This window comes from Halobacillus sp. 12SKB (assembly GCF_052941655.1).
The window spans coordinates 3,108,840-3,134,742 of sequence record NZ_JBRFWR010000001.1; the positions used below are offsets into that span (position 1 = coordinate 3,108,840).

The window sequence follows — 25,903 nt, forward strand, 5'->3', positions numbered from 1 at the left end:
GAGACTAAATTTAGAAATGTTATTGTGATCCTAGGGAGCTGCGGGTTAAGTTTCGTCTTGCTGTACATAGCAATGGCACCGATCTTTTCATAAATTCGTACGGGAGACTTTTTTACAATAAGTGTAGATCCGCCTAATCACCAGGGAGCTCCGCCTTTCACCCATACCGATTCTTACCCAGCATCATATAAAGAAGTAAAGGGGGGAATTGGAATGAGTAAAGGATATGGTGGAGGCTTTGCGCTAATCGTTGTTTTGTTTATTCTCCTAATTATTGTAGGAGCTTCTTGGTGGTATTAATCACTACAGAGCGTGGCAGATGCCACGCTTTTTCTATTCCATAAAATCATCGTTTTAAAATGGATCAATGTAAGCTATAATAAGTACCATTACGTCACGAAAAAGGATGAAATTACATGAAAGATGTCAATATATTGGGAACTATTCAACAAGGGATAATTAAAAAGAAAATCACAGAAGGTTTCATTGTTCATATCCAAAACGAAGAAGTGGTACTGCCCGACGAAAATGTCACGGAAGAGATTGAATTGAATGAAAGCAGAGACATGTTCATTTATGAAAACAAGAAAGGACAAGCTTCTGCTACCATGGAAATTCCGGAAGTTACAAAAGATACCTATGGATGGTCGGAAGTCGTGGAAGTCGTTCCGAATATGGGAGTATTTGTGGATATTGGTTTAACAAACAAAGATATCCTTGTTTCCTCCGATCATCTTCCTCTCCTTAAATCCGTTTGGCCCAAAGAAGGAGACCATTTGTTTGTCAGTCTGGAACTTGATAAAAAAGGCCGCCTTCTAGCCGAACCCATCTCTGAACAAGAAGTCATGGATGATTTGGAACCTGCACCGAAAGAATTGCTTGGACAAGAAGTGACTGCTCGCGTGTACCGCGCAACGAAAGCAGGCTCTACTGTATTGACCGGCGAAGGATACAGGGGCTTCATCCATCCAAGTGAAAGAAAAGAAGAACCAAGGCTTGGAGAAACGATTACGGCCAGGATCATTGATGTGAAAGACGATGGAACAATCAATTTATCTCTTCGTCCTTTAAAACAAGAGGGAATGAAGGAAGATGCAGAGATCATTTATGAATACTTACAAGAAAATGACGGGGTCATGTTCCTTCATGATAAGAGTGATCCGGAAGACATCCGAAAAACCTTTAAAATCAGTAAATCAGCATTTAAACGAGCCCTCGGCCAATTAATGAAAGAAAGGAAAATCATTCAAGAGAATGGAAAAACTGTGATCAACCATGATCGCACTTAAAACTTAGTAGCAACTCCGAAACTAAATAAAAAAATAAAACAAGCATCTAAGTCATTTTACATAGATGCTTGTTTTTTCTTTCATATATCCTTTAATCTTCGTATTCTGCCTCTAAACCATTGCTATAAACAACTCTCAGTGTAAATTCCTTATATGTCTCATCCAGTCCAAAAACTTGTAAAACATCGTCGATTACTTCCTGTTCCGGGGAATCTTCATCGAAACTGAGCTCCATAAAATGAGGTGTCAGTTGATCCAGAGCCTTTTCTCCTGAAATCTTTTCTTCTCCGATTTCATGAATTACAGCACGTGTTTGTGATTCATCCGACACGTATTGAATTTCATAGGAAAGTGTATCAACATAATCAATTTCCAGTTCAAATTTTTGAAAAGGAAGTGCTTTCCTTGCTTTATCCACCTTCTCATTCGTTTCATAGTTCATATCATTGAGTGAATCGGTGGGGGGAGCAGTGGATAATGGCTGCTGCTCATAATCCATCATTTCTTCTCCATTGTTACCAGCCGCACATCCACTAATGATGACCAGGGCAATTGCCAGTACTGAGGTTAAAATTTTCATTCATGGTCCCTCCATTCATATCTTTTTTCTTAGGATGGACGAAAATTACTGTTTTCATAACTTGATTTAGTTAAGATGAGCGTTGTAATTTTTTGAAAGACAAGACTCATGGTAAGATGAAGATACAAATACTCATAACCTAGGGAGGAGAAGGAATGAAAAAGATGACAGCAGTAGCCATCAGCATTCTTTTACTATTGAGTGTCGGAGTCCTTTTCTTTTTCAATAAAAACTCTGGAGCTTCTACAACCATAACCAGCGACTCTGAAAGTGGAAAGAGAGTAGAGTTATATAATGGTGAAGTTGTTGAATATTCTGAGCAAGACTTAAAAAGCAAGCTTACGGATATCCAATATGAAGTAACTCAGCATGACGGGACAGAAAAAGCTTTTGATAACGCCTACTGGGACAATAAGAAAGAGGGCATTTATGTAGATATTCTTTCGGGAGAACCTTTGTTCAGCTCAACAGATAAATATAAATCAGGTACAGGCTGGCCTAGCTTCACAAAACCAATCACCGAGAAAAACATCACAACGAAGGATGATCCAGGAATATTCGGGATGAGGACGGAAGTAAGAAGCAAGCATGGAGACAATCATCTTGGACACGTGTTTGAAGACGGACCAGAACCGACGGGATTGAGATACTGCATGAATAGTGCGGCCATGGAGTTTATTCCTAAGGAAGAGATGAAAAACCGTGGTTACGATGAGTTTTTATATTTGTTTAAAGAAGAAGGGTGAGTTCACCTTTCTTCTTTTTTATTCTTATTGATAATGAATCTCATTGACGGACAACATTCCTTCCTTTACAATAACATTGATAATGATAATCTTTATCAATTAATCGGGGAAAGGGAGTTTTTTATGAAAATATGGCAGATGCTATCATTATTACTGCTTGTACTTATTTTAACTGCATGTGGAGAAGAGTCATCCAATGAAGAAGCTGCTTCTTCTGATACCTCAAGCTCAGAAGAAACAAGAACGATTGAAGGTAGCACAGGAGAAGTAGAAATTGAAGGGGTACCGGAACGTGTTGTCGTTTTAGAGTGGTCCTATGTGGAGCATATGCTACCCTTACATATTCAACCCGTTGGAGTAGCTGATAAAGAGGGATACAACAAGTGGGTCCATGTAGGTGAGCCGCTTGCAGATGAGGTGGAGGATGTCGGTACGCGTTCTGAACCGAACTTTGAAGCCATTTCACGACTCAATCCTGATTTAATCATAGGTGCGCAATACCGACACGAAGGATTCGAGGACCAATTGAATGAGATTGCTCCTACTGTTATGTTTGCGCCGTATTCCGAGGAAGGTGCAAGTGATCAGTATCAGCATCTAAAAGATGAGTTTAAAACAATGGGTAAGATATTCAAAAAAGAAGAGGAAGCTGAAAACTATCTAACACAAATGGATCAAAGAATTACCGAATTGGGTGAAGGAGTTGACGATGTTAGTCAAGTGGATGCGGTTGTAACCCAAGCCTTTACCTCTCAAAACACACCTACAATGAGGTTATTTACAGACAATTCCGTAATAGCTGGAGTGCTGACTCAAATGGGGATCAACAATGCAGTTGAAACCGAACAACCTGAAATTTACGGGTTTGTTAATTCCGATGTAGAGTCCCTTCAAAATTATCAAGATTCTCATTTCTTCTACCTTGTTCAGGATGACGATCCTATTTTTGATAATCTGGAGGACAATCCTGCCTGGACGAATTTAAACTTTGTAGAAGAAAACCGTACGTATAAGCTTCCTGGAGATATGGGTACCTTTGCCGGGCCTCTTTCAGCAGAGCGATTTGCTGAAGAAATCGCTAAGAATTTAAAATAAGAATTGCAAAAAGCTACCTGTGTAGAGGTAGCTTTTATTTTCTTATGCTCACCGGCCAATATTTTTTTATATCTTGTATTTAAAGGAAAAAACCTTGACAAAATCATTGAGAACGATTATCATTACCGTAAATAATACTTTAGATACGTAGGTGAGAGGTATGGAACAAACAAAAACAGAATTAGCAAGAATTATTCGTGAACGTCGCTCTGTGAAGAGTGGATATTTAGACAAAGAGGTACCGACAGAACTTGTTACCGAACTGTTAGACGATGCAAGATGGGCACCAACACACGGTTTACGTGAACCTTGGAGATTCATTTTCATTCCTTCTCACGAAAAAGAAGAATTCGTGGAATCCCTTGTACAAACATTTCCTCGTGACATGCAGGAAAACCGCAGAAACTACTTCAGCCAGCCGGCCGCTTTTCTTATAGCGATTATGAACGAAGATCCTCGTCAAAAGCAGTGGGAGGAAAATTTCGGTGCCATCAGCAGCATGCTTCAAAACTTCCAACTGCTGGCTTGGGAACGTGAACTAGGTGTTTGCTGGAAAACAAACCCACAAATCCACGAACCGAAAGTACGTGAACTTTTAGGCGTTCAACCGGGGGAAAAAATTGTAGGTTTTATCCATATGGGATTCTTTGAGCAGCAGCCAAAACAAAAAAAACGGACACCTATTGAAGAAAAATTAACGATTTATAAGAAGTAATGACGATGCATATCGACCAAAAAGACGCCGGGCTCGGCGTCTTTTATTTAATCTTTATACTTGGAATCGTAGGCGATTAAAACAACATTCAGTTGATTTTCAAGCTCTTTTACCCTTTGGAGCTTTTCTTTTGGCAGCTCTGCATAATCAAAAGCCATCTTCAAACGCCTCCTTGGCTCCTATCTTTTGCTTTTCACACGAGGAATATTCCGTCATTGGACTAATTTTGAAAGGCAAGCCTTTACAATAGACGCGCCTATGGTCGCCCATTTATTATTAAGATAAGACTATAAATAAAGGAGATCGACATGAATTTTGTAGCTCTTGATTTTGAGACAGCAAATGCTTCTAGAGGTTCTGTTTGTTCCATTGGTATGGTGGAATATGAACAGGGCCGTATAAAAAGAGAATATTACAGGTTAGTGAAACCACAGAAAAACTATTTTGCTCCCATCAATATCCGTGTACACGGAATAACTAAAAACGACGTTGTAGATGCCGAGGAGTTTGATGTGCTATGGGAGCGCGAGATCAGGGCATGGCTGGAAGGGAAGTTTGTCGTTGCTCATAATGCTCAGTTCGATATGGGGGTGTTGCGTGCAGTTTTAGATCAATACAACCTCAGCTACCCCATGCTTGCCTATAACTGCACGGTTAATATATCCAAGAAAACGTGGCAGCTGCCGAAATACAAGTTAAATGTTGTCTCCAGTCACCTTGGTTTTACATTTAGTCACCACCATGCGTTGGAAGATGCGAAAGCTTCTGCTCATATCCTTATGTCAGCGAAGGAAGAGCTTGGAGCGACTGATGCTAAGGACCTTATTAACAAAACAGGGACAACGAATGGGATGATGTTTGAGGGTGGTTATGAACCAGCCAGAATAAATAAGAAGAAACGGGCACAAAAAGCACATCCGTCTTCCTATGTAGCAGCAACCAAACAATTTGATTCAAACCATCCTTTTTATAACGCAGCTATTGTATTTACTGGAAAGTTAAAAGAAATGAAAAGGGAAGAAGCTAGTCAAAAAGTAGTTGATTTAGGGGCACAGCTCCACACCTCGATTGAATCCAATACAAATTTTGTAGTCGTTGGCGAACAAACGTTCGAAGGATATAAAAATGGCAAAAAAACGAGTAAACTCGAAAGAGCAGAGACGCTGTTAAGCCAGGGGTATCCAATTGAAATTATTTCAGAATCCGACTTCCATCAATATTTAACACGCTCATCCAATAGATAAGGATGAGCGTGTTTTATTTCTTAGAAAGATATCTGCGATCTTTTAACCGCTCAGGATGGACTGATTTTGCATGAGGAGAAATCTTCCCCAAATTGATACCTGCACCTAAATAGTAAGATTGCCACACGATTTTTGTACAATATTGCTCCTCGTTGTTCCTGCCTATAGGCGTCCATATTTTATAGGCTGCCCTAGGGTGCTCTTTTTGAAGCTTTCCTGCATAATCAGCAGCAGCCTCTCCAGATTTCGAATCAAGGGCTGAATAGATGCGTATATTGTTGAATTTGTTGAAATAAGCTTCCATTTGATCTTGTATGACTCCTGAAGGAATGGAATGAATGACTTTATTATTTTTCGTGACAATCCCAACATGACCTATATAACGCGATTCTTTTTTTCCTATTGGAGAAAAAAGCAAATCTCCTGGTGCAATGTACAGATTTGTACCTGGATATAGATGTTCATGTTCTTGAATTGCTGGTGCAGCAACTTTCTTGGGCTTTATAATTAATGCAAAAAATACTGTAGTTACAAAAAGCAGCAACTTCTTCATAAACATCTTCCTTTGCCTTCTTATATCTTTATCCTAGCTAAATTTATACGAAAAAACAAAGAGGAAGTGCTAATATCCACCATCAAGAACATATGTTCGATTTAATTAAAAGGAGAGGTCAGATGGGAGAGATTTTATGAATAAACCATTACGAAAAAGACAATGTCTAAGGTTGTATATAAAGTAGAATTCCAAGTCCAAATATTGATATGATTAGGGAGGAAAGTATAATTTTAGGCAATTAGAAGAGGTGGGATAGTGGAATACCGAAAAATTGTTATCTCGATCATTCTTTTACATATTATTATATTTCTAGGGATTTTCGGGTACATGATATTTGAAGATTTGGCATTTTTTGATTCTTTATGGCTTACCATTGTATCCGTTTTAACGATTGGTTATGGAGATATTTCCCCTGAATCAACCAGTGGAAAGCTCCTTACCTTAGTCTTAATTCCAAGTGCCATTGGTCTGACGACTTATATGTTAGCTCAATTGGCAGGTGCCATTTTAGGCGGTAAACTATCAAGCGAAGTGAGGAAAAGAAGAATGTCATTAAAGATACAAGATCTTCACCAGCATATTATATTGTGTGGGTACGGCCGGGTTGGTCAGCAGGTTTTTCAACAATTACGGAATGAGAACAAACCATTGGTCGTTATTGAAAGTGATGAGACTGTTATAGCCCAGTTGCCTGAAAATACTCTATACGTTAAAGGAAATGCTACAGAAGATCGGGTATTGCTTCAGGCGGGAGTTGACAGAGCAAAAGGGATGATCGTCACTCTCCCTGATGATGCTGATAATGTTTTTATTACATTGACGGTAAAAGGGATGAATCCTGCTCTTTATACAGTCGTTAGAGCAGAAAAAGATTTTTCTGAAGAAAAGCTTTATCGAGCAGGAGCCGATAAAGTAATTAACACCTCCAATATAGGAGGAAAACGGATGGCAACTGCAATTACAAAACCAGTAAGTGTTGAATATGTTGAAACAATTCTCCATGACCCTTTAAATGACTACAACATTGAAGAAATTCACATTCCTAAAAACTCCTTTTTATTAGATCAAACATTGAAGGAATCTGATATAAGGCGAATTTACGGTGTTAATATCGTTGCAATTAAACGGAAGGACAGAATTATAAGTAATCCTGAAGGAGACGAAACGTTTCAAGAGAATGATTTGTTGATTGTTTTTGCAACTTCTGAACAATTGAAACGTTTTGAAAAAGCAGCAACCTGATTAAACACAGGAGCTGCTTTTTACATGTGAAACAGGTATTTTAGACGCTTGGACTGAATGGTTAAGTTTCTTCGTTAAATTCATTATAAAACATACGATTAACAAACCAACGTAAAGTAGAAGATGCGGATCTCGTTTAAACGCGTACCCAATCTAATTAAGAGGTGAGGAGACGGAAGAGTATATGAGTTATAGCCGGATTGTGCTCATTTGTTTTTCATTAGCTAGTTTACATAATATTTATTATACTAAGTCAGTTTAGGAATGATAATTATGTCTCATTTAAAAAGTATACTTATGATATTGAGACATAACAAAAATAAATAATCATAAATACATCATCTATCCTTAATATTCATCAATCACTTGTCGTCCGAAATTATTATGCATTATGATTTCTATAAAAATCTAACTCAGCTTTGTTCAGTTCCAGTTAGATTAATTTGATTTATACCTTCCATAAGTCTTTCACAGCAACCCATAAATTTTGCATTAAGATCTCCAGCAACTGTTAAATCATGTCTAATAAATCATGTCTAAAGATGTTACGTTACATTTCATCCTGGACTTTCTAAACTGTTTTCCATTCAACTCTTGTACGTTTATCGAATTTTACATCACTGTTTTATAAATGTGATTGCATTAATATTTGGATTTGTGCGACACCTTTATATTTTAATACCCTCAATCTATCATCCAATGAGTTTTTGGATTCCAACCAAACACTTACTCACGTTTAAGCTATAAATTTTCATAATTTGTATGATAATCTCCTCATATATAGACTCATTTAAAATTCGTGTGCCTCCTTTCTTTCCTGCTCTAGACATATTCTTACCTTTGCTGCTCATTGGTTTTAGTATGGAGATGTCTTATTGATTGTTTTTTCTGAATATTTCGGAGTTGCTACTAAGTATGAATAGGTATTTTCTTATAAAAATGCTCATTATACGGAGGTCGGAACATGTGTTCTGTTTTTTGGGTTTTATTTGTATATTTAGAGTTACTACTAAGTTTTTTTAGCATACAAAAGAAAAGTCACAGAGCATTTACTCTGTGACTTTAACCTTTGATTTTTTTGACGTTGTTGCTGCCTGTTCTTCATACACCTTTAACGTCTTATAGTAATACTCAGGATCTGCTCCGAAGGTTTTTGCCAGCTATACTTTTCAGCTTCTTGGCGCGCATTCTTACAAAGTGTCTGATATAACTCCTCATCTTCCAGCCTTTCAATTGCTTGAATCATGCTGTCGGTGTTCTCATTTTCAAACAATAGCCCAGTTTTGCCGTCTTCTACTTGCTCCATGGTCGGGCCGCTCTTTGCGGCAATGACAGGTAGACCAGAAGCCATAGATTCCAGGATGACGAGGCCAAGCGTTTCTGTAACTGATGGGAAAATCAGAGCGTCAGAAGAAGCGAACGCTTGTGCAAGCTCCTCTCCGTGCATAAGCCCAGTAAACACTGTATTGGTGTCCTTGAAAGTTTCCTCTAATTCATCTTTCACAGGACCATCACCAACGATGGCAAGAGAGATATCGTCTCTCTTTTCCAATAAAGGTTTAATTTTATGAATTTCTTTTTCAGGAGCCAGTCTACCGACAAAAACAAGCAATTTGTTTCCTTTCCTGCCAGCAGATAATCGCTCCCTCATTTCTTCATTTTTATGTCGAGGATGATAATGGTCGACAGCGACTCCACGGTCCCATACACTCACATTATGGAAGTTTTTCTCATCAAGCTCCGTCTTAATGGCTCTGGAAGTACACAAATTTACATCTGCATAATTGTGTAACTTTCTAAAATACCACCAGACAAGAGGTTTGAACGGATATAACCGGTAGTAATCCAAGTATTTAGGGACGTGTGTATGATAGGAAGCAATGAGCGGATAATTCAGTTTATCTGCATAATAGACGCCAGAAACCCCTACAAGTGCAGGGTTGACCACATGGACGAGGTCAGGATCATGTTTTTGCAGCAAGTCCTTCACTCGTCGTTGTGGTAAACTGAATTCTCTATACCTGTAGAAAGGCATTTTTGTCGTTTTGACCCCTTCGACGATCGCCCCTTCATATTCCGTCACACCAAAGTCTGGAGCAATGACGACGACCTCATGATCTTGGTTTCGCAAGTATTTGATGGACTCTTTTAATCGTGTGACGACTCCATCTGTTGATGGTAGGAATGTTTCTGTAATGATGGCGATTTTCAAAGCGGAAAACTCCTTACTTCCAAGTGATTGACGGCAATACGTTCTCTTTGATGATCCGGTCTTTATTTTCGACGGCTGTGCGCAAAATGTCACGAATGACATCGTCTGTCAACAAGTGAGGTTCTAGACCAAGGTCACGCAGTTTAGTATTCACCGCGTTGTAATAGTGGTCTTCATTCTCGATACGAGGATTCTCGATCTTCTTCACTTGTGTATCAAGGCCTTCTTCTTTGGCAATTTTTTGAACGCGTTCAGCAAGATCCTGAACAGAGAACCATTCAGTAAATTGGTTGAATACGCGGAATTCACCTTTGTCTGCTGGGTTCTCAGCCGCGATCTCTACACATCTTACTGTGTCTTCAATGTTTAGGAACGCACGTGTCTGCCCTCCTGAACCATAAACCGTGATGTCATGGCCGATGGCTGCCTGGTTGACGAAACGGTTCAGAGCCGTCCCGAATACGCCATCGTAGTCCACACGGTTTACGAGCATCGGATCCTTACGCGTTTCAGCTGTATGTAAACCGTATACGATTCCTTGATTCAAATCAGTGGCGCGGATGCCCCAGATTTTACATGCAAACATAATATTATGGCTGTCATGTACTTTAGACAGGTGATAAAAGGAACCTGGTTGTTTTGGATAAGGAAGGGTATCCTTCCGTCCTTTATGTTCAATTTCAATATATCCTTCTTCAATATCAATGTTAGGAGTACCATATTCGCCCATTGTTCCCAATTTGATGAGGTGACATTCTGGAGCGAATTCTTTAATGGCATAAAGAACGTTCAAGTTCCCCATGACATTGTTTGTTTGTGTATAAACCGCATGTTCACGGTCGATCATTGAATATGGAGCCGAACGTTGTTCAGCGAAGTGAACGAATGCTTCAGGTTCCGTTTGACGGAAAACTTCGCTAAGGAAATCATAATGGTTCAAGTCACCAATGAATGTTTTGATTTCTTTCCCTGAAACTTCTTTCCATTTAGCTACCCGGTCTTCTAGTGTTGCAATCGGTGTAACTGAATTCGAACGTAGTTCATCATCATACTTTCTGCGTACTAAATTATCTACGATGGTTACATCATGTCCTTGTTCGGATAGGTATAGTGCCGTTGGCCAACCGCAAAAACCGTCTCCCCCTGCTACAATAATTCTCATAATCTACCTCCTAGTTACGTCTTGCATACTCGTATTCCATTATAGAATGACTCTTATGACTATTCGATCTTCTTACCAATCGTCCCTTGTTCGAAGACGGGAAAAGTCAAGGTCTCTACGTTTTTGACTTTACCATTAATTTAATTTTGAAACAATTAATTCTTTGTTAAACCGTCGATTCTATGTAGAGATATGCTTGTGAGACCTCAAACCTATTTACCCCAAATGAAGATGGCTTCAAACCTACTTTACAATAAAAGCCTGCAGAACAACAAGTTCTGCAGGCTGAGCGGTTATTTTCCTTCTTCCTGACCTTCTGTTAAGGATGTTTCTTCTTTCTTATTCTCATCCTCTTTTTTCGTAGCAGCCGCTTCCTTCAATTCATTATCAGAAGTTCCTCCAAATTCATGGACAGCCCCTCTTGATACATAGCTCTCAAGCATTGCTTTCAGATCCATGCCTGTCGTTTCTTTTAATGATTCCTGAATGCCGAGCATGGTAGAAGTCACACTGTTCGCTACTTTCGCAGAACCTCCACGTGAATCGTTTCCTCCCATATCAATGACCTTCATATCTTTGATTTGGCTAATTGGTGCGGATACTTTTCCTGCATATTCCGGCAATACTTTTATGAGCATTTCCATAATAGCCGCTTCTCCATAATGTTCCATCGCTTTCGCCATACGTTCTTTCGATTCCGCTTCAGCAATTCCTCGTTGACGAATGACTTCCGCTTCGGATTCCCCTTTGATACGTTCATTGTCGGCTTCTGCCTGTGCACGTTTTGTCACTTCATAAGCTTCAGCATCAGCGATGGAGCGGCGGCGTTTGTTCTCTTCCTGTTCTAATTCGACCGCTCTCTGTTTCTCAATGTATTGAACCTTCAACTCTTCTTCCTTGATCTGCTGGGCAAGTTTCTGCCTTTCCAATTCTCCAGCTTGGTCTGCGGTGGCTTTTGCACGGTTCGTTTCTGTCTGGAATTCCGCTTCTTTGATGTCTTTCTCCTTCGTCGATGCCGCAACCGCAGTCAAACGTCGGTTTTCTTCATCTTGTGCTTCCTGGTCGTTTTTCGCTTGATATATGCGAGTCTCTTTCGTGGCATCGGACTCTGCCATGTTCGCTTTCTTCTGAACCTCAGCGATATGAGGACGACCTAGCGCATCGATGTATCCATTTTCAACATCCACATCCTCCACATCATTCAGAGCGAAAGAAGTGATTTCAAACCCCATGCCTTTTAAATCGGATTCAGCAATTTTCTTTACCTGAGTGTTGACTTCTTTGAAATCATTATAGATTTTTTCAATCGGAAGCGATGCGATGATCGAACGTAAATGACCATTCAGCACATCTTTCAACTCTGATTCTCTTTCTTTCTGCTTTTTACCTAGGAATTTCTCCGCAAAGTTAGCCATGATCTCAAGCTCACTGCCAATACTGATGACGGCGGTACTAGCAACTCTAACGGGGATCCCCTCTTTTGTATAAGCCTTGTCTGAATTGACTTGCAGTTGGAAAGATGTCAAATCAATCGGTGTCGCTGTCTGGAACATTCTTAGACGGTATCCACCACCACGAATGATTTTTACCGAACGTCCATTATCATCTTCGAATACATTCTTTTCTTTTTCCGGATCACCAAGTTTTGGACCTGTAACAATCAACGCTTCATTCGAACTGGCCGTCTTATAGCGCATTCGGAAGACGATAAAAGTTATGATTCCCCCAACGAGAACGACCGCTCCAATAACACCTAGAATTAACAAAAATAAAGCACCTTCAAACAAATAACCACTCCTTTTTATTTCTCCCTATTTATGTAACAAAAGGGGTTATATGACATAACGATTACAACTCTATTAAAGTTTCAGGAATTTTGCAATATCAGACATCTTTCTGTAAGAAACATAAATCAACGAATGCAATCGAGCAGCAAATTCAGTTATACTATTTATAAGAAAATTCTGAAAAAGGAGGAACGTTCATGGGTACAGATATCAATGCATGGACCCCTACCGCAGAATATAAAGAAGCGACACGATTATTCCGATGGATGAAGAAGCATGGCTACAGTTGCTATGATGACTTTTACTCTAAATCCATTCATGATCTTGAATGGTTTTGGGAAATAGCTGTGAAAGAGCTGGACATCGAATGGTATACTCCTTACAAACAAGTGTTAGATCAATCCCTTGGAGCTATGTATCCTCAATGGTTTAAAGGTGGAGAGCTGAATGTTGCGCACTTAGCTCTTGATCGCTGGGCGGATGATCCATCTAAAAAGAATGACATTGCCCTTTACTGGGAGGGAGATAATGGGCAAACGGCCTCCTTCTCCTTTACTGACTTGCAAAAAGAAGTGGACAGGATCGCTAACGGTCTTGAGAGCTATGGGATCGTGGAAGGAGATATCGTTACATTGTATCTGCCGATGCTTCCTGAGACCCTCTTTGCCATGTTAGCCATTTCAAAAATAGGTGCCATCTTTTCACCTGCCTTCTCTGGTTACAAAGCGGATGCCGTCATAACAAGAATTCATGCAAGTAAATCAAAAGCGTTAATTACAGCTGATGGCTTTTATCGGAGAGGAAAAACGATACCCCTGAAACAGGAAGCGGACATCGTTGCACATCAATGCCCATCCCTAGAGCATGTGTTCATCGTCGAACGTACAGGGATGGAAATGAAATTGGAAGAACCTCGTGATGTTCGATGGAGTGATTTAAGAAAGAAGGAAACCGAGTACAAGACGAAAGTAAAAAGAGCGAACGATCCGTTTATGCTCATTTACACTTCAGGAACAACGGGTACGCCAAAGGGAGCTGTCCATACACATGCAGGATTCCCCATTAAGGCTGCTTTCGATGCTGGCATATGCATGGATGTCACGAAAAAAGATACGTTATTTTGGTACACGGATATGGGGTGGATGATGGGGCCTTTCCTCGTGTACGGTGGTTTGGTTAATGGAGCATCCATCGTCATGTTCGAAGGTACCCCTGATTATCCAGAACCCGACCGTTTATGGGACCTTGTCGAGAGGTATCACGTCACCCATTTAGGACTCTCTCCCACCCTTGTCCGCTCCATGATGAAGCACGGGGAAGCTTGGATCGAAAAACATGATCTCAGGTCTTTAAAACTTATCGGATCAACAGGAGAACCATGGAATCCGGAGCCGTGGCATTGGCTATTCAAACATGCAGGAGGTTCTCGTGTACCGATTTTCAACTATTCAGGTGGAACAGAAATTTCTGGGGGGATTCTCGGTAATGTACTCGTCAAACCGATTCAACCGGTCACTTTTAATGCTGCTCTTCCTGGAATGGATGTTGATGTTTATGACGAAAAGGGACAGTCACTCTTTGATGAAGTTGGCGAACTCGTGATTAAATCCCCATGGGTTGGAATGACAAAGAGTTTCTTTGGAGACGATCAGCGTTATGAAGAAACCTATTGGAGCCGCTTTAAAGATACGTGGGTTCATGGCGATTGGGTGATTCAAGATAAAAAAGGATATTATACGATTACCGGACGATCCGATGATGTTTTAAATGTGGCCGGAAAACGGTTAGGACCTACGGAAGTTGAATCCATCCTTATTAAACATCATGCAGTGATAGAAGCTGGAGTTATCGGAATCCCTCATAAGGTGAAGGGTGAAGAACCAATCGCTTTTATCGTCCTTAAGGATAACCACCCTCCAGGCGATCTAACAGAAGAGTTGACGACGCTTCTGAATCAAAAACTAGGTAAGGCACTAGCTCCGAAAAAGATATTCGTTGTTGATGACCTGCCGAAAACGAGAAATGCCAAAGTAATGAGACGGGCCATTAAGTCTGCTTATTTAAATAAACCTGCTGGCGACTTAAGTGCACTCGTCAATCCGGAAAGCGTGAAGCAGATCCGGAATATTGGCCAAAATGTTTCTTCAACTTAATCATGTGACGCTGCTGGAGCACGCTATATAGAATTCCGTATATAAGCAAAAAGGTTCCTGGACAATTAATTGTCCAGGAACCTTTTGATTATACCGGGTAGACGCCGTGCTTTCTTTCTGTAAATAGAACATCTTTTGTCTCGTAAGCATCATACCGAGTGGAAAGCTCTTCTCTCAGCTTATTCGGCTGAACGATGTCATCGATCACCATCTCAGAAGCCAAACGATAAATATCAATGTTCTCTTTGTATTCTTCATGCTTTTCTTTAATGAATGCCGGTCGCTCTTCTTCAGGCAGTGCGGCGATCTTATTAGCATAAACAGCGTTCACAGCCGCTTCTGGACCCATGACAGCAATCTGTGCGGTAGGCAAAGCTAGACATGCATCCGGATCAAATGCAGGTCCTGCCATTGCATAGAGGCCTGCTCCGTAGGCTTTCCGAACAACAACAGAAATTTTAGGTACGGTCGCCTCGCTCATCGCAGAAAGCATCTTCGCCCCGTGACGGATAATCCCTGCACGCTCGACTTTCGTTCCGATCATAAACCCTGGAATATCAGCAAGGAAAAGCAGCGGAATATTAAAGGCATCACAGAGCTGGATGAATTTCGCTGCTTTATCTGCGGAATCAGGGAAAAGGACGCCTCCTTTTGCTCTCGGCTGATTGGCGATAATTCCTACAGGCCGCCCTTCGATTCTCGATAAACCTGTAATGAGCTCCGGAGCAAACTTTTTCTTAATTTCACAGAACGAATGATCATCAATGAGACGATCAATCAATTGATACATATCAAACGGGGCATTTTGGTTTTTTGGAATCAATTCTTCCACGCTTTTCTCAAACGGAGCAGGCTCTCTTGATTCTGCTTTTTTCGGTAATTCCCTGTAGGACTGTGGGAAATAGCTCAAATATTTTCTGGCGAATGCAATCGCATCACTTTCATCTTTCGCGAGTACATCCCCGCAACCAGAGACGGAACAATGCATATTCGCACCACCCATTTCCTCGAGCGACACTTTTTCACCAATAACTTTCTCTGCCATACGCGGGGAACCTAAATACATCGAGGCATTACCATCGACCATGACGACGATATCGCAAAAGGCAGGTATGTAGGCCCCGCCCGCTGCGGATGGTCCGAATAATAAACAGACTTGTGGCACACGGCCGGATAGTTTGATTTGATTATGGAAAATACGTCCTGCTCCGCGACGATTAGGGAACATCTCCACCTGATCGGTAATCCTTGCCCCTGCAGAGTCGACAAGGTAAAGCATCGGTACATTCAGTTTTAATGCGGTTTCCTGAATCCGTATGATTTTTTCAACGGTCCGCGCTCCCCATGAACCCGCTTTTACGGTGGAATCGTTGGCCATTACACATACTTTTTCTCCGTTGACCTTCCCGATGCCTGTGACGACACCATCAGCAGGGAGGGAATCATCCTGGCAATTAGCAAAAAAAGCATCTTCAATATCGATGTTGTCATCAAACAGAAGCTGTAGACGTTCACGCACGAACATTTTTCCTTTTTCAGCATTCTTGCTGTGATACTTTTCAGCACCACCAGAAGCAATTTTTTTCGCTCGTTCTTCTAACGTTTCATTTGTAGGCATCGTTTTTTCCACCTTTTATTCTCCTTTGTATTCCGGTTTCCTTTTTTCCTTAAATGCTTGAAGCCCTTCTACACGATCATCCGTTGGAATCGTCTTTTCATAACAGGCACGTTCAATCTCAAGACCTGAAGACAAATCGGTATCATACCCCTGATTGATTGCTTTTTTGGCCTGCTTCATGGCAATAGGACCGTTTCGTGCGATGCAGGCAGCCAGGTCCTTCGCTTCTTCCATAAGGAACTGCGGTTCGTGAATATATTCGACAAGACCAAGGGTGTACGCTCTCTTTGCTTCCACAGGCTTAGCGGAATAAATCATCGCTTTAGCCTGACCGATTCCAATCAGTCTGGATAAACGCTGGGTCCCACCTGCGCCTGGGATGATGGCAAGTGATGTTTCCGTCAGGCCCACTTTCGTCGAGGTACTCATCATACGTAAATCGCAGGCAAGCGCGAGTTCCAGTCCGCCTCCAAACGCGACCCCGTTGATGACAGCGATCGTAGGTACATGAATATCTTCAATCATCCGGACCGTATCTCCGATTTTTCTAACGGTCTGGATGACTTCTTCATCACTCATACCCCGTCGTTCTTTTAAATCAGCCCCTGCGCAAAAAGCTTTCGTTCCTTCCCCAGTCACCAGAACCACTCTGATTTCCTGACGCCGGTTGATTTCGTGAGCTTTTTCCTGCAGTTGAGAAAGCAAATCGTTAGATAATGCGTTTGCTGCATCAGGACGGTTCAATTTCAGTACATACACATGGGGTGAAAGCTCATTTAACGTGACTAGCTCCTCCATTCGTTACACCCTTTCTTTGTTTACCACTTGCATTTGATGACTTGGCAGTGCCTTATTCAGGACGCGTTGGATATAAACGGCCGCTTCCTTCAGTTTTTCTTCATCGATCCCTGTTTCGATACCCATTTGATGGAGCATGTGCACAAGATCGTCTGTTGCTAAGTTACCGGAGGCTCCTTTGGCATAAGGACAGCCGCCGAGCCCTCCCAAGGCCGCATCAAAAGTGGTGATGTTATGCTGCATGGAGACAAGGACGTTCGATAAGGCCATCCCTCTGGTATTGTGAAAATGCATGGCCAGCTTATCGAAAGGCAGCCATTGTTTCCATTGGGAAAGTGCTTGATCAACCTGTCTAGGATTTGCCACACCAATCGTATCTCCTAAAGAGAGTTCATCAATGCCCATGTCCAGTAGACGCTCACTTACCCTTGCGACCTGATCTGTACCAATGTCTCCTTCATAAGGACATCCAAATACCGTAGACACATAACCTCTAACACTCTTACCTTCTAATTTTGCTTCTTGGACAACTTCTTTCAGAACCGGATACGTTTCTTCAATAGACTTGTTGATATTTTTTTTGTTATGCGTATCGGAAGCGGACATGAATACAGAAACTTCATCCACGTCCGTACTGATCGCTGCTTCTAGTCCTCGCCGGTTAGGGACGAGGGCGGCGTAGGTGATCCCTTTTTTTCGAGAGATCATCGCTGCCACTTCTTTTGCGTCTTTTAATTGTGGGATCCACTTCGGATGGACGAATGAACTAAATTCAATGTAGGAGTATCCCGCTTCAGACAAAAGGTCGATCCAGGTAACCTTATCTTGAAGCGGCACTTCTACAGGTTCATTCTGCAGGCCATCACGCGGACCGACTTCTTTAATGGTGACTTTTTCAGGCCATTCCAACATAAGAACCTCCTGTTTATTCGATGACTGCGATAACGTCCCCTTCGTTGACGAAATCCCCTTCACTCACTTTCAACTCTTTGACCGTTCCAGATGTTTCTGCAGGGATTGGAATCTCCATTTTCATAGATTCCAGGATGGCGATATCCTCCCCATCGTTCACTTGGTCCCCTTGGTTTGCTACAATTTTCCATACACTTCCTGCCATGGATGCTTTGATTTCTGTCATGATTGTTCCTCCTTAATGATTCGTCAATGTTGGTAGATAATAGTTTTCTACGAATGTGGTTTTTGTTTCGCCTTCTTTGAACTTCTCATGGGTGACGACGCGCTTCAGCATCGTCAGGTTACATTTGATACCTTCAATTTCGTACTCATGAAGGGCTTTTGTTAGTCGTTCTATAGCGTCCTCGCGATTCTCTCCATGAACGACGAGTTTAGCTATCATAGGATCATAGAATGGCGTCACTTGGGAATCCCCTTCTACCGCTAACTCATGCCGGACACCAGGTCCTTCAGGCAGGACCATTTTCGATAATTTTCCTGGAGAAGGATAGAAAGTATTTGGATCCTCTGCATAAATTCTCACTTCAATCGCGTGTCCATTGATGGTCAAATCCTTCTGCCTAAGGGATAATTTTTCACCATCCGCTACCCTCAGCTGTTGTTCGACTAGGTCGATTCCTGTGATCTGCTCCGTGACCGGGTGCTCGACTTGTAAGCGGGTATTCATTTCAAGGAAATAAAAATTCTCTTCATCATCAACTAAAAACTCAATCGTACCGGCATTGGAATAGCCAAGCGAAGATACCGCTTTAAGGGCGCTTTCACCCATTTTTTCTCGAGTTTCTTCGGATAGAACTGGTGATGGAGCCTCTTCAACGACTTTTTGGTGCCTGCGTTGTATCGAGCACTCACGTTCAAATAAATGAACTGCATTTCCGTGACGATCCGCTAACACTTGAATTTCGATATGACGCGGATGCTCGATCAATTTCTCGATGAACATTTTCCCGTCCCCAAAAAAGGCCTGGGCACGTTTGGAGTTGCCTTCAAACGCTTTTTCAAGTTCTTCATCGTTATAGACCGCCTGCATCCCGATGCCACCACCGCCCGCTGCTGCTTTCAGCATGACCGGATAACCGAATTCACCCGCAATTTTCTTTGCATCCTCTGTATTAGCCACAGCATCTTCCGTTCCAGGGATGATTGGAACACCGGCCGCTTTCATTTCCGCTCTTGCGGCAATCTTATCTCCCATTTTCGCGATGACATCCGCATTCGGCCCGATAAATGTTAAGCCTGCTTCTTCGGTTCTCCTTGCAAACGCCGCATTTTCGCTCAAAAGGCCATAACCCGGGTGAATCGCTTCCGCTCCAGAGTCTTTGGCTACTTGTAAAATTTTATCGATATTCAAGTACGATTCATTGACTCGAGGCTTACCAATGAGATGACTCTCATCCGCCATTTGTACATAAGGCGCATGTTGATCCGCTTCTGAATAGACAGCGACTGTCTGGATGTTCAGCCTTTGACACGTCCGAATAATTCGGGAAGCAATTTCTCCCCGGTTAGCAATTAGGATTTTTTGAAACAACAGTGATCACCTCTCTATTAGGATTTTAGGTTCATCATTTCAAGTGCGTGTTCCCGAAGTCTGAACTTCTGGATTTTTCCGCTCGCTGTCATTGGATATTGATCCGTGAAGCTTATATAACGAGGAATTTTATGTTTCGAAATTTTACCTTCGCTGAACTCTCTGATATCGCTTTCATTTAATTCCTTGCCTTCTTTCGGAATAATCCATGCCATGATCTCCTCCCCATACTTCTCATCAGGGACTCCGACCACTTGCACATCAAGAATGTCCGGATGCTGATACAAAAATTCTTCAATTTCTCTCGGATAGACATTTTCGCCACCGCGAATAATCATGTCTTTCATTCTACCGGTGATTTCGATGTATCCATTTTCATCCATGACCGCAATATCTCCCGTATGAAGCCAGCCATCCGGATCGATCGCAGTCATCGTCGCTTCCTCGTTTTTGTAATACCCTTCCATAACAAGGTAGCCTCTCGTACAGAGTTCACCAGGAACACCTGTGTCGACTTCCTCACCTGTAGCAGGCTCAATAATTTTCACTTCGACATTCGGATGAGCCTGGCCGACACTGCTTACTCTTAAATCGATCGGATCATCAGCTTTCGTCTGCGTAATGACAGGGGAAGACTCCGTCTGTCCATAGGCAATCGTGATTTCTTCCGCTCCCATATCTTCAATCACACTCTTCATGACTTCCATTGGACATGTGGATCCCGCCATGATTCCTGTTCGTAAGGTCGTCGGCTTCAAGTCTTCATATTCAGGATGGTTCAATTCTGCAATGAACATGGTAGGCACTCCATGCAATGCTGTGCATTTTTCTTCTTTCACAGCCTGCAGCACTTTTTTCGGATCAAACTGTTCCAGAATGACCATCGTGGTCCCTTTGGAAACGGCAGCCATCGTACCTAATACACATCCGAAACAATGGAAAAATGGCACTGGTATACAGAGACGGTCTTCTTCTGTCAGGCGCATACAATCCGCTACCTGGTTTCCATTGTTCACGATATTATAATGACTTAACATGACTCCTTTTGGAAAACCTGTCGTTCCTGATGTGTACTGCATGTTGATCACATCACGATGATGGAGGGTTTCTTTACGCTCTTTCAGTTCATCGTCAGTTACGGTCATCGCCATATCAAGGATATCCTGCCATGAATAACAGCCGCGATAGGACTTGTCACTTAAGACAACGATGTTCTTTAGAAATGGGAGACGATCACTTTGAAGATCCCCTTTTTCAGAAGTTTCAAGCTCAGGACAGATTTCTTTCAGGATATCAAGGTAGGAAGTGCCTTTGAAATCTTCAGCAAGAATCAATGTGGACGCATCCGATTGTTTTAATAGGTATTCAAGCTCCTGAGCACGATAGTTCGTATTGACGGTGACAAGAACGCCGCCCATTTTACCAGAAGCGAATTGGGACTGTAGCCATTCCGGCTTGTTATCAGACCAAATAGCGACATGCTCTCCTTTTTCAATTCCAAGAGCCATGAATCCCTTCGCTACTTCATCCGTCATCTCGTTGAATTCAGCATAGGTTTTTCTAAGACCTTGCTCAGGGTAAACGAACGCCTCATGGTCGGGATAGGCCACTGCCTGCTGTTCTAACAATTCACCAACCGTCTGTTCTAGTAGGGACATACCATTTCCTCCTTTAAAATTTTTAACAACCTAACTGACGGGCAATAACCAAGCGCTGGATTTCAGATGTTCCTTCACCAATCTCCAGGAGTTTCGCATCACGGAGAAAACGTTCAACTTCGTACTCTCTCATATAACCATATCCACCATGAATTTGAATGGCCTGATTCGCAGATCGAAAAGCCGTTTCTGAAGCAAAGAGTTTCGCATATGCCGATTCTTTCGTGAAATTTCTTCCTTGATCTTTCAGCCAGGCCGCTTTTAGAACCATGTTACGAGCAAGTTCCACTTCCATTGCCATGTCGGCCAACTTAAACTGAATGGCCTGGAATTTTGTTATCGGCTGACCGAATTGCTTCCGTTCTTTCGCATACGCGAGGGCACGATCCAATGAGGCTTGCGCGATTCCTACTGCCAGGGCAGCGATGGAAATCCTTCCACCATCCAGTGTATAAAGAAATTGTTTGAACCCTTTTTCTGGGTCACCGAGAATATTTTCTTTCGGTACTTTTACATCTTCTAAAATAATTTCAGAAGTGTTCGATCCACGAACGCCCATTTTGTCATAAGGACTAGTAATCTTCATGCCTGGTGTATCTTTCGGAACGATGAAAGCAGAAATGATATTCTTCCCGTCTTCGCGTTTTCCTGAAACAGCCGTGACTGTGATGGACCTCGCATATTCAGCATTTGTAATCCAGCACTTTTCACCATTGATCACATAGTGGTCACCTTTCAATTCGGCACGCGTCTTCGTTCCTCCTGCATCTGAACCTGCATTCGGTTCTGTCAATCCAAAAGAAGCCAAACCTTCACCTTTAGCAAGCGGGGTTAGAAATTCCTGTTTTTGTTCTTCTGTCCCGAAATAATAGATGGGACTCGCTCCTAGAGAAACAGCGGCTGCGTAACTAAGCCCTGTCGAACCACAAACACGACCGATCTCTTCTACAGCAAGAGCATAACTGACGGTATCTCCTCCTGAACCGCCATACTCTTCAGGAAACGGGATACCTAAGAGTCCCAGTTTACCCATTTCATCGAAGATATCCTTCGGGAATTCACTGTTAATATCGATGTCTACTGCTCGCGGGGCGATTACATCCTCTGAAAAATCACGGACCATCTTTCTTGTCATTTCCTGCTCTTTCGTTAAATCGAAGTTCATATGATTCCTCCTTAGGGAAATAAAGACCGACTGGTTGGTCTGTTGTAATGAAAAATATAATGAAAGCGTTTACTAGCTTTCATAAAAAAAAGGAACTTTTAACATATGACGGAAGTATTCACTGTCTTCTTTACCTGGAAGCAAAAAGTGCAGCACCAGATCAGTAAAAACCTCTGCGATTTGATCGATGGTGTAAGTCCCATCCCTCCGATACCATTTATAAATCCAGTTGACCATACCCAAGATCGCCATGCCGGTGATCTCAAGCGGAAGTTCTCTACGAAAGTGACCAGACTCCTGTCCTTCCGCAATGACATCGAACACCATGCGTTTGAATTCATCGCGCTTACCTTTGATCTCTTCCTCATACGCCGGTTTCAAATACAGGCTTTCCTGATAAAACACCGAGATATGTGGTTTGTACAAGTCGAACACTTGGACAAACGATTGTATGATCGCCTGTACTTTCGGTATAGGAGAAGAATGAGTTACGTTAGCGGCCTGTGCTTCCTTCAATACATATGTAATAAACGTGTCGTGAATGACGAATAGAAGTTCATCCTTTGACTGAAAGTGATGATAGAAGCCGCCTTTTGATGTGTTGGTTTGCTGTACAATCTGCTTTACTGAAACGCCGTGAAAACCATGGCGGTCGAACAACTCTAAAGATGTCTGGATGATTTTTTCTCGCAAATCGCTCATACATCAACTCCCATCTGCTGAATATACACTCATTTTATCACATTTTTCTGAAAATACAACGGTCTAAAGAATGACTTCAAATCCGTATCCATACATCCTGCTAAACCTATCGATTACCAGGTGAGAGATAAACCAATCCGATTAAGATAGAGGGAGGGATGCACTTTTTACTTCCATACAAAAAAGCCCTCTGAACGCAGAGGGCTTTACTTATCATTGGCTATCGGATTCTTTTTCAAACGGAACACGGTAGACCGGTTTAATCCATGCTTCTTCCGCTTGTCCTTTTTCTTCGGTATCCAGGACATAAGAACCGTTGCTGTATCGATCATTTGCTTTAAAGTCCATCGTGTCGACGACAATGGTTTCTTGTTTTTCTGTCATGATCATCACTTGGTCATCTCTGTTCACAAGATGCACATCCACTAATTGATGCGGATTCTTCTTCAACTCTCTTAACATGAGCACCCCGCGTTTTGCCCGCGTGGTTCGCTCAAACTCTTTCAACCGCATGCGTTTCACCGCCGCACGGTGAGTGGTCAGAAGGATGGAAGGGTCCTCGGACGCTCTGAACAACTGTCCAGAAACTACTTCATCCTCTTCTTTCAGGTTGATCGCTTTGACACCTGCTGCCCGCTGGCCGACGGTGTTCACTTCTTCTTCATGGTACCAAAGGCCGTAAGCTTTCTTCGTAGCAATAAACAAATCCGCCTTGCCATCCGTTTTGTGGACATCCACGACTTCATCATCATTTTTCAGATTGATAGCAACAAGGGCCTTGGAATGCCGCTGCGCTTGATAGAGCTGCAAATCGCTTTTCTTCACCATTCCGTTCTTCGTGAAGAAAATGAGGTATTCCTCTGATGTAAAGTCCCGAACAGGGATCGCTTCGACGATATATTCTTCTTTGTCGACCTGGACGATGTTTGAAATGTACTGCCCAAGATCCTTCCACCGGATATCCGGCAGTTTATGAACAGGTAAGAATAAATATTTACCGAGGTTCGTAAAGAGTAAAATGGTGTCCGTCGTATTGATTTCAAATAGACCTAACAGGTGGTCGCCGTCTTTCAAAGCAAAATCTTCCCCGTTCGATGCCGCATAGGAACGGAGACTAGTCCGCTTGATATACCCATCTTTCGTCACGGAAACGAGCACATCTTCACTCGCGACTGTCACTTCGAGGTCTACTTTCAACTCTTCCACTTTTTCCTCAATCTTTGTCATACGGTCATCGTTGTATTGTTTTTTCATAGAACGAAGATCGGCTTTAATGACCTTCATCATCTCATGTTCACTGGATAAAAGGCTCTCTAAGTACTCGATTTGCTGTTGAAGTTCATCCGCTTCTTTTTGCAAAGCTGTAATATCTGTATTTGTCAAGCGATACAGCTGCAAGGTGACGATCGCTTCTGATTGTTCTTCAGTGAAATCATAGCTTGCAATGAGCTGTTTCTTTGCATCCGCTTTGTCTTTGGAGCTGCGAATTGTTGCGATAACATCATCCAAGATGGAAATCGCTTTGATCAGGCCCTCCACAATATGAGCACGAGACTTCGCTTTATTCAAGTCATAGATCGATTGTCTTGTGACCACTTCTTTCTGGTGCTTGATATAGGCATCAAGCATCATTGGAAGACTCATAAGGCTTGGTGTCCGTTCATGGATGGCGACCATATTGAAGTTGTAAGAGATCTGAAGGTCTGTATGTTTGTAAAGATAATTGAGAACACCTTCACTGTTCGCATCCTTTTTCAGATCAATGACGACCCTCAGGCCTGTACGATCCGTTTCATCACGAACTTCAGCGATTCCTTCGACTTTTTTATCGATTCTCAGTTCATCCATTCGTTTGACCATGCTTGCCTTGTTCACTTCAAAAGGAATTTCGTCAATGACGATTTGTTCACGTCCTCCGCGCTGCTCTTGGATTTCTGCACGTCCACGCAGAACGATTTTCCCTCTTCCTGTTTCATAGGCTTTTTGAATACCGTCAATCCCCTGGATGATTCCGCCGGTTGGGAAATCCGGACCTTTCAATTTGGTCATCAGCTCCGGTACAGTCGCTTGAGGTTTATCGATCTTCATAATGACCGCATCGATCACTTCTCCGAGGTTGTGGGAAGGGATTTCTGTCGCATAACCTGCGGATATCCCAGTTGATCCGTTAACAAGAAGGTTCGGAAACTTCGCAGGGAGAACGGTCGGTTCATCGATTGTATCGTCAAAGTTCGGAATAAACTCCACCGTCTGTTTTTCAATATCCCTGAGCAGTTCAGATGAAATAGCGGAAAGTCTTGCTTCTGTATAACGCATCGCCGCAGGCGGATCACCATCGACACTTCCGTTATTTCCGTGCATTTCTACCAAAGATTTTCTTACTTTCCACGTTTGGCTTAACCGGACCATCGCATCGTAAACGGATGTATCGCCATGAGGGTGATAGTTACCGATAACGGTACCCACCGTTTTCGCGGATTTCCGGTAAGCTTTGTCGTGGGTGTTTTTTTCCTGGTGCATCGCATAAAGGATACGCCTCTGTACAGGCTTCAGGCCGTCCCTGGCATCAGGGAGGGCGCGTTCCTGGATAATGTATTTACTATATCTCCCGAAGCGGTCTCCGAGAACTTCTTCTAATGGTAAATCTAAAAACTTCTCTGCCTCTGCCAACAGAA

22 protein-coding genes are annotated in these 25,903 nt (G+C 42.3%); 8 read left to right on the plus strand and 14 right to left on the minus strand.

What is annotated here, in order from left to right:
• The first annotated feature begins 213 nt into the window (after window positions 1-213).
• Together ACQ4XT_RS15535 and ACQ4XT_RS15540 are read left to right on the plus strand one after the other, a co-directional pair.
• Window positions 214-300, plus strand: coding sequence for a YjcZ family sporulation protein (locus ACQ4XT_RS15535; RefSeq protein ID WP_008640034.1), 87 nt, complete (start codon window positions 214-216; stop codon window positions 298-300).
• A 116-nt stretch (window positions 301-416) separates the two neighbouring features.
• Window positions 417-1,289: a CvfB family protein gene (locus tag ACQ4XT_RS15540; protein ID WP_446854467.1), complete on the plus strand. Its 873-nt coding sequence runs from the start codon at window positions 417-419 to the stop codon at window positions 1,287-1,289.
• A gap of 91 nt (window positions 1,290-1,380) precedes the next feature.
• Here the strand turns inward: ACQ4XT_RS15540 and ACQ4XT_RS15545 are convergent, their stop codons facing one another.
• Entirely contained in the window at window positions 1,381-1,869 is a 489-nt protein-coding gene (locus ACQ4XT_RS15545) for a YusW family protein (RefSeq protein ID WP_446854468.1), read from the minus strand.
• A 155-nt stretch (window positions 1,870-2,024) separates the two neighbouring features.
• Here ACQ4XT_RS15545 and msrB point away from each other — a divergent pair, with 155 nt between their 5' ends.
• The 4 genes from msrB to ACQ4XT_RS15565 all read left to right on the plus strand — a co-directional run bounded on the left by msrB (window position 2,025) and on the right by ACQ4XT_RS15565 (window position 5,669).
• On the plus strand, window positions 2,025-2,615 hold the full coding sequence (msrB, locus tag ACQ4XT_RS15550; protein WP_446854469.1) for a peptide-methionine (R)-S-oxide reductase MsrB: 591 nt from the start codon (window positions 2,025-2,027) through the stop codon (window positions 2,613-2,615).
• 138 nt (window positions 2,616-2,753) lie between these two features.
• Window positions 2,754-3,710, plus strand: a complete 957-nt coding sequence (locus ACQ4XT_RS15555; RefSeq protein WP_446854470.1) for an ABC transporter substrate-binding protein — start codon at window positions 2,754-2,756, stop codon at window positions 3,708-3,710.
• A 160-nt stretch (window positions 3,711-3,870) separates the two neighbouring features.
• Window positions 3,871-4,425 (plus strand): nitroreductase family protein, encoded by a 555-nt coding sequence (locus tag ACQ4XT_RS15560; RefSeq protein ID WP_446854471.1) that lies wholly within the window; start codon window positions 3,871-3,873, stop codon window positions 4,423-4,425.
• 308 nt (window positions 4,426-4,733) lie between these two features.
• Window positions 4,734-5,669, plus strand: a complete 936-nt coding sequence (locus ACQ4XT_RS15565; protein WP_446854472.1) for an exonuclease domain-containing protein — start codon at window positions 4,734-4,736, stop codon at window positions 5,667-5,669.
• A 13-nt stretch (window positions 5,670-5,682) separates the two neighbouring features.
• On the opposite strand, the gene ACQ4XT_RS15570 is transcribed toward ACQ4XT_RS15565, so the two are convergent.
• Window positions 5,683-6,222: a YiiX/YebB-like N1pC/P60 family cysteine hydrolase gene (locus tag ACQ4XT_RS15570; RefSeq protein ID WP_446854473.1), complete on the minus strand. Its 540-nt coding sequence runs from the start codon at window positions 6,220-6,222 to the stop codon at window positions 5,683-5,685.
• Window positions 6,223-6,480: 258 nt separating this feature from the next.
• On the opposite strand from ACQ4XT_RS15570, the gene ACQ4XT_RS15575 reads away from it, so the two are divergent.
• Window positions 6,481-7,467 (plus strand): potassium channel family protein, encoded by a 987-nt coding sequence (locus tag ACQ4XT_RS15575; protein WP_446854474.1) that lies wholly within the window; start codon window positions 6,481-6,483, stop codon window positions 7,465-7,467.
• Window positions 7,468-8,578: 1,111 nt separating this feature from the next.
• Here ACQ4XT_RS15575 and ACQ4XT_RS15580 read toward each other — a convergent pair.
• The 3 genes from ACQ4XT_RS15580 to ACQ4XT_RS15590 all read right to left on the minus strand — a co-directional run bounded on the left by ACQ4XT_RS15580 (window position 8,579) and on the right by ACQ4XT_RS15590 (window position 12,607).
• Window positions 8,579-9,679: a glycosyltransferase family 4 protein gene (locus ACQ4XT_RS15580; protein WP_446854475.1), complete on the minus strand. Its 1,101-nt coding sequence runs from the start codon at window positions 9,677-9,679 to the stop codon at window positions 8,579-8,581.
• A 13-nt stretch (window positions 9,680-9,692) separates the two neighbouring features.
• The gene (locus ACQ4XT_RS15585; protein WP_226589616.1) at window positions 9,693-10,841 is read right to left on the minus strand and encodes an NAD-dependent epimerase/dehydratase family protein; all 1,149 of its coding nucleotides are present in this window, start codon (window positions 10,839-10,841) and stop codon (window positions 9,693-9,695) included.
• 293 nt (window positions 10,842-11,134) lie between these two features.
• Window positions 11,135-12,607, minus strand: a complete 1,473-nt coding sequence (locus ACQ4XT_RS15590; protein WP_446854476.1) for a flotillin family protein — start codon at window positions 12,605-12,607, stop codon at window positions 11,135-11,137.
• 218 nt (window positions 12,608-12,825) lie between these two features.
• Here ACQ4XT_RS15590 and ACQ4XT_RS15595 point away from each other — a divergent pair, with 218 nt between their 5' ends.
• Entirely contained in the window at window positions 12,826-14,781 is a 1,956-nt protein-coding gene (locus ACQ4XT_RS15595; protein WP_446854477.1) for an AMP-binding protein, read from the plus strand.
• Window positions 14,782-14,869: 88 nt separating this feature from the next.
• Here ACQ4XT_RS15595 and ACQ4XT_RS15600 read toward each other — a convergent pair whose 3' ends face one another.
• From ACQ4XT_RS15600 to parC, 9 genes are all read right to left on the minus strand, one after another.
• The gene (locus ACQ4XT_RS15600; RefSeq protein WP_446855703.1) at window positions 14,870-16,399 is read right to left on the minus strand and encodes an acyl-CoA carboxylase subunit beta; all 1,530 of its coding nucleotides are present in this window, start codon (window positions 16,397-16,399) and stop codon (window positions 14,870-14,872) included.
• A gap of 15 nt (window positions 16,400-16,414) precedes the next feature.
• Window positions 16,415-17,197: an enoyl-CoA hydratase gene (locus ACQ4XT_RS15605; protein ID WP_446854478.1), complete on the minus strand. Its 783-nt coding sequence runs from the start codon at window positions 17,195-17,197 to the stop codon at window positions 16,415-16,417.
• Window positions 17,198-17,200: 3 nt separating this feature from the next.
• Window positions 17,201-18,109 (minus strand): hydroxymethylglutaryl-CoA lyase, encoded by a 909-nt coding sequence (locus tag ACQ4XT_RS15610; RefSeq protein ID WP_446854479.1) that lies wholly within the window; start codon window positions 18,107-18,109, stop codon window positions 17,201-17,203.
• A 13-nt stretch (window positions 18,110-18,122) separates the two neighbouring features.
• Window positions 18,123-18,335, minus strand: coding sequence for an acetyl-CoA carboxylase biotin carboxyl carrier protein subunit (locus tag ACQ4XT_RS15615; RefSeq protein WP_446854480.1), 213 nt, complete (start codon window positions 18,333-18,335; stop codon window positions 18,123-18,125).
• A 12-nt stretch (window positions 18,336-18,347) separates the two neighbouring features.
• Window positions 18,348-19,703: an acetyl-CoA carboxylase biotin carboxylase subunit gene (locus ACQ4XT_RS15620; RefSeq protein WP_446854481.1), complete on the minus strand. Its 1,356-nt coding sequence runs from the start codon at window positions 19,701-19,703 to the stop codon at window positions 18,348-18,350.
• 17 nt (window positions 19,704-19,720) lie between these two features.
• A complete protein-coding gene (locus ACQ4XT_RS15625; protein ID WP_446854482.1) occupies window positions 19,721-21,361 on the minus strand; it encodes an AMP-binding protein in 1,641 nt (546 codons plus the stop codon).
• A 22-nt stretch (window positions 21,362-21,383) separates the two neighbouring features.
• Window positions 21,384-22,526, minus strand: a complete 1,143-nt coding sequence (locus tag ACQ4XT_RS15630; RefSeq protein ID WP_226589597.1) for an acyl-CoA dehydrogenase — start codon at window positions 22,524-22,526, stop codon at window positions 21,384-21,386.
• Between the two features lie 72 nt (window positions 22,527-22,598).
• A complete protein-coding gene (locus ACQ4XT_RS15635; protein ID WP_446854483.1) occupies window positions 22,599-23,228 on the minus strand; it encodes a TetR/AcrR family transcriptional regulator in 630 nt (209 codons plus the stop codon).
• Window positions 23,229-23,441: 213 nt separating this feature from the next.
• Entirely contained in the window at window positions 23,442-25,898 is a 2,457-nt protein-coding gene (parC, locus tag ACQ4XT_RS15640; RefSeq protein ID WP_446854484.1) for a DNA topoisomerase IV subunit A, read from the minus strand.
• Window positions 25,899-25,903: the final 5 nt, after the last annotated feature.

Coding starts and splice junctions, on each gene's coding strand:
- ACQ4XT_RS15535 (WP_008640034.1), top strand. CDS start 214: ATGAGTAAAGGATATGGTGGAGGCTTTGCGCTAATCGTTGTTTTGTTT.
- ACQ4XT_RS15540 (WP_446854467.1), top strand. CDS start 417: ATGAAAGATGTCAATATATTGGGAACTATTCAACAAGGGATAATTAAA.
- ACQ4XT_RS15545 (WP_446854468.1), bottom strand. CDS start 1,869: ATGAAAATTTTAACCTCAGTACTGGCAATTGCCCTGGTCATCATTAGT.
- msrB (WP_446854469.1), top strand. CDS start 2,025: ATGAAAAAGATGACAGCAGTAGCCATCAGCATTCTTTTACTATTGAGT.
- ACQ4XT_RS15555 (WP_446854470.1), top strand. CDS start 2,754: ATGCTATCATTATTACTGCTTGTACTTATTTTAACTGCATGTGGAGAA.
- ACQ4XT_RS15560 (WP_446854471.1), top strand. CDS start 3,871: ATGGAACAAACAAAAACAGAATTAGCAAGAATTATTCGTGAACGTCGC.
- ACQ4XT_RS15565 (WP_446854472.1), top strand. CDS start 4,734: ATGAATTTTGTAGCTCTTGATTTTGAGACAGCAAATGCTTCTAGAGGT.
- ACQ4XT_RS15570 (WP_446854473.1), bottom strand. CDS start 6,222: ATGAAGAAGTTGCTGCTTTTTGTAACTACAGTATTTTTTGCATTAATT.
- ACQ4XT_RS15585 (WP_226589616.1), bottom strand. CDS start 10,841: ATGAGAATTATTGTAGCAGGGGGAGACGGTTTTTGCGGTTGGCCAACG.
- ACQ4XT_RS15595 (WP_446854477.1), top strand. CDS start 12,826: ATGGGTACAGATATCAATGCATGGACCCCTACCGCAGAATATAAAGAA.
- ACQ4XT_RS15600 (WP_446855703.1), bottom strand. CDS start 16,399: ATGCCTACAAATGAAACGTTAGAAGAACGAGCGAAAAAAATTGCTTCT.
- ACQ4XT_RS15605 (WP_446854478.1), bottom strand. CDS start 17,197: ATGGAGGAGCTAGTCACGTTAAATGAGCTTTCACCCCATGTGTATGTA.
- ACQ4XT_RS15610 (WP_446854479.1), bottom strand. CDS start 18,109: ATGTTGGAATGGCCTGAAAAAGTCACCATTAAAGAAGTCGGTCCGCGT.
- ACQ4XT_RS15615 (WP_446854480.1), bottom strand. CDS start 18,335: ATGACAGAAATCAAAGCATCCATGGCAGGAAGTGTATGGAAAATTGTA.
- ACQ4XT_RS15625 (WP_446854482.1), bottom strand. CDS start 21,361: ATGTCCCTACTAGAACAGACGGTTGGTGAATTGTTAGAACAGCAGGCA.
- ACQ4XT_RS15630 (WP_226589597.1), bottom strand. CDS start 22,526: ATGAACTTCGATTTAACGAAAGAGCAGGAAATGACAAGAAAGATGGTC.
- ACQ4XT_RS15635 (WP_446854483.1), bottom strand. CDS start 23,228: ATGAGCGATTTGCGAGAAAAAATCATCCAGACATCTTTAGAGTTGTTC.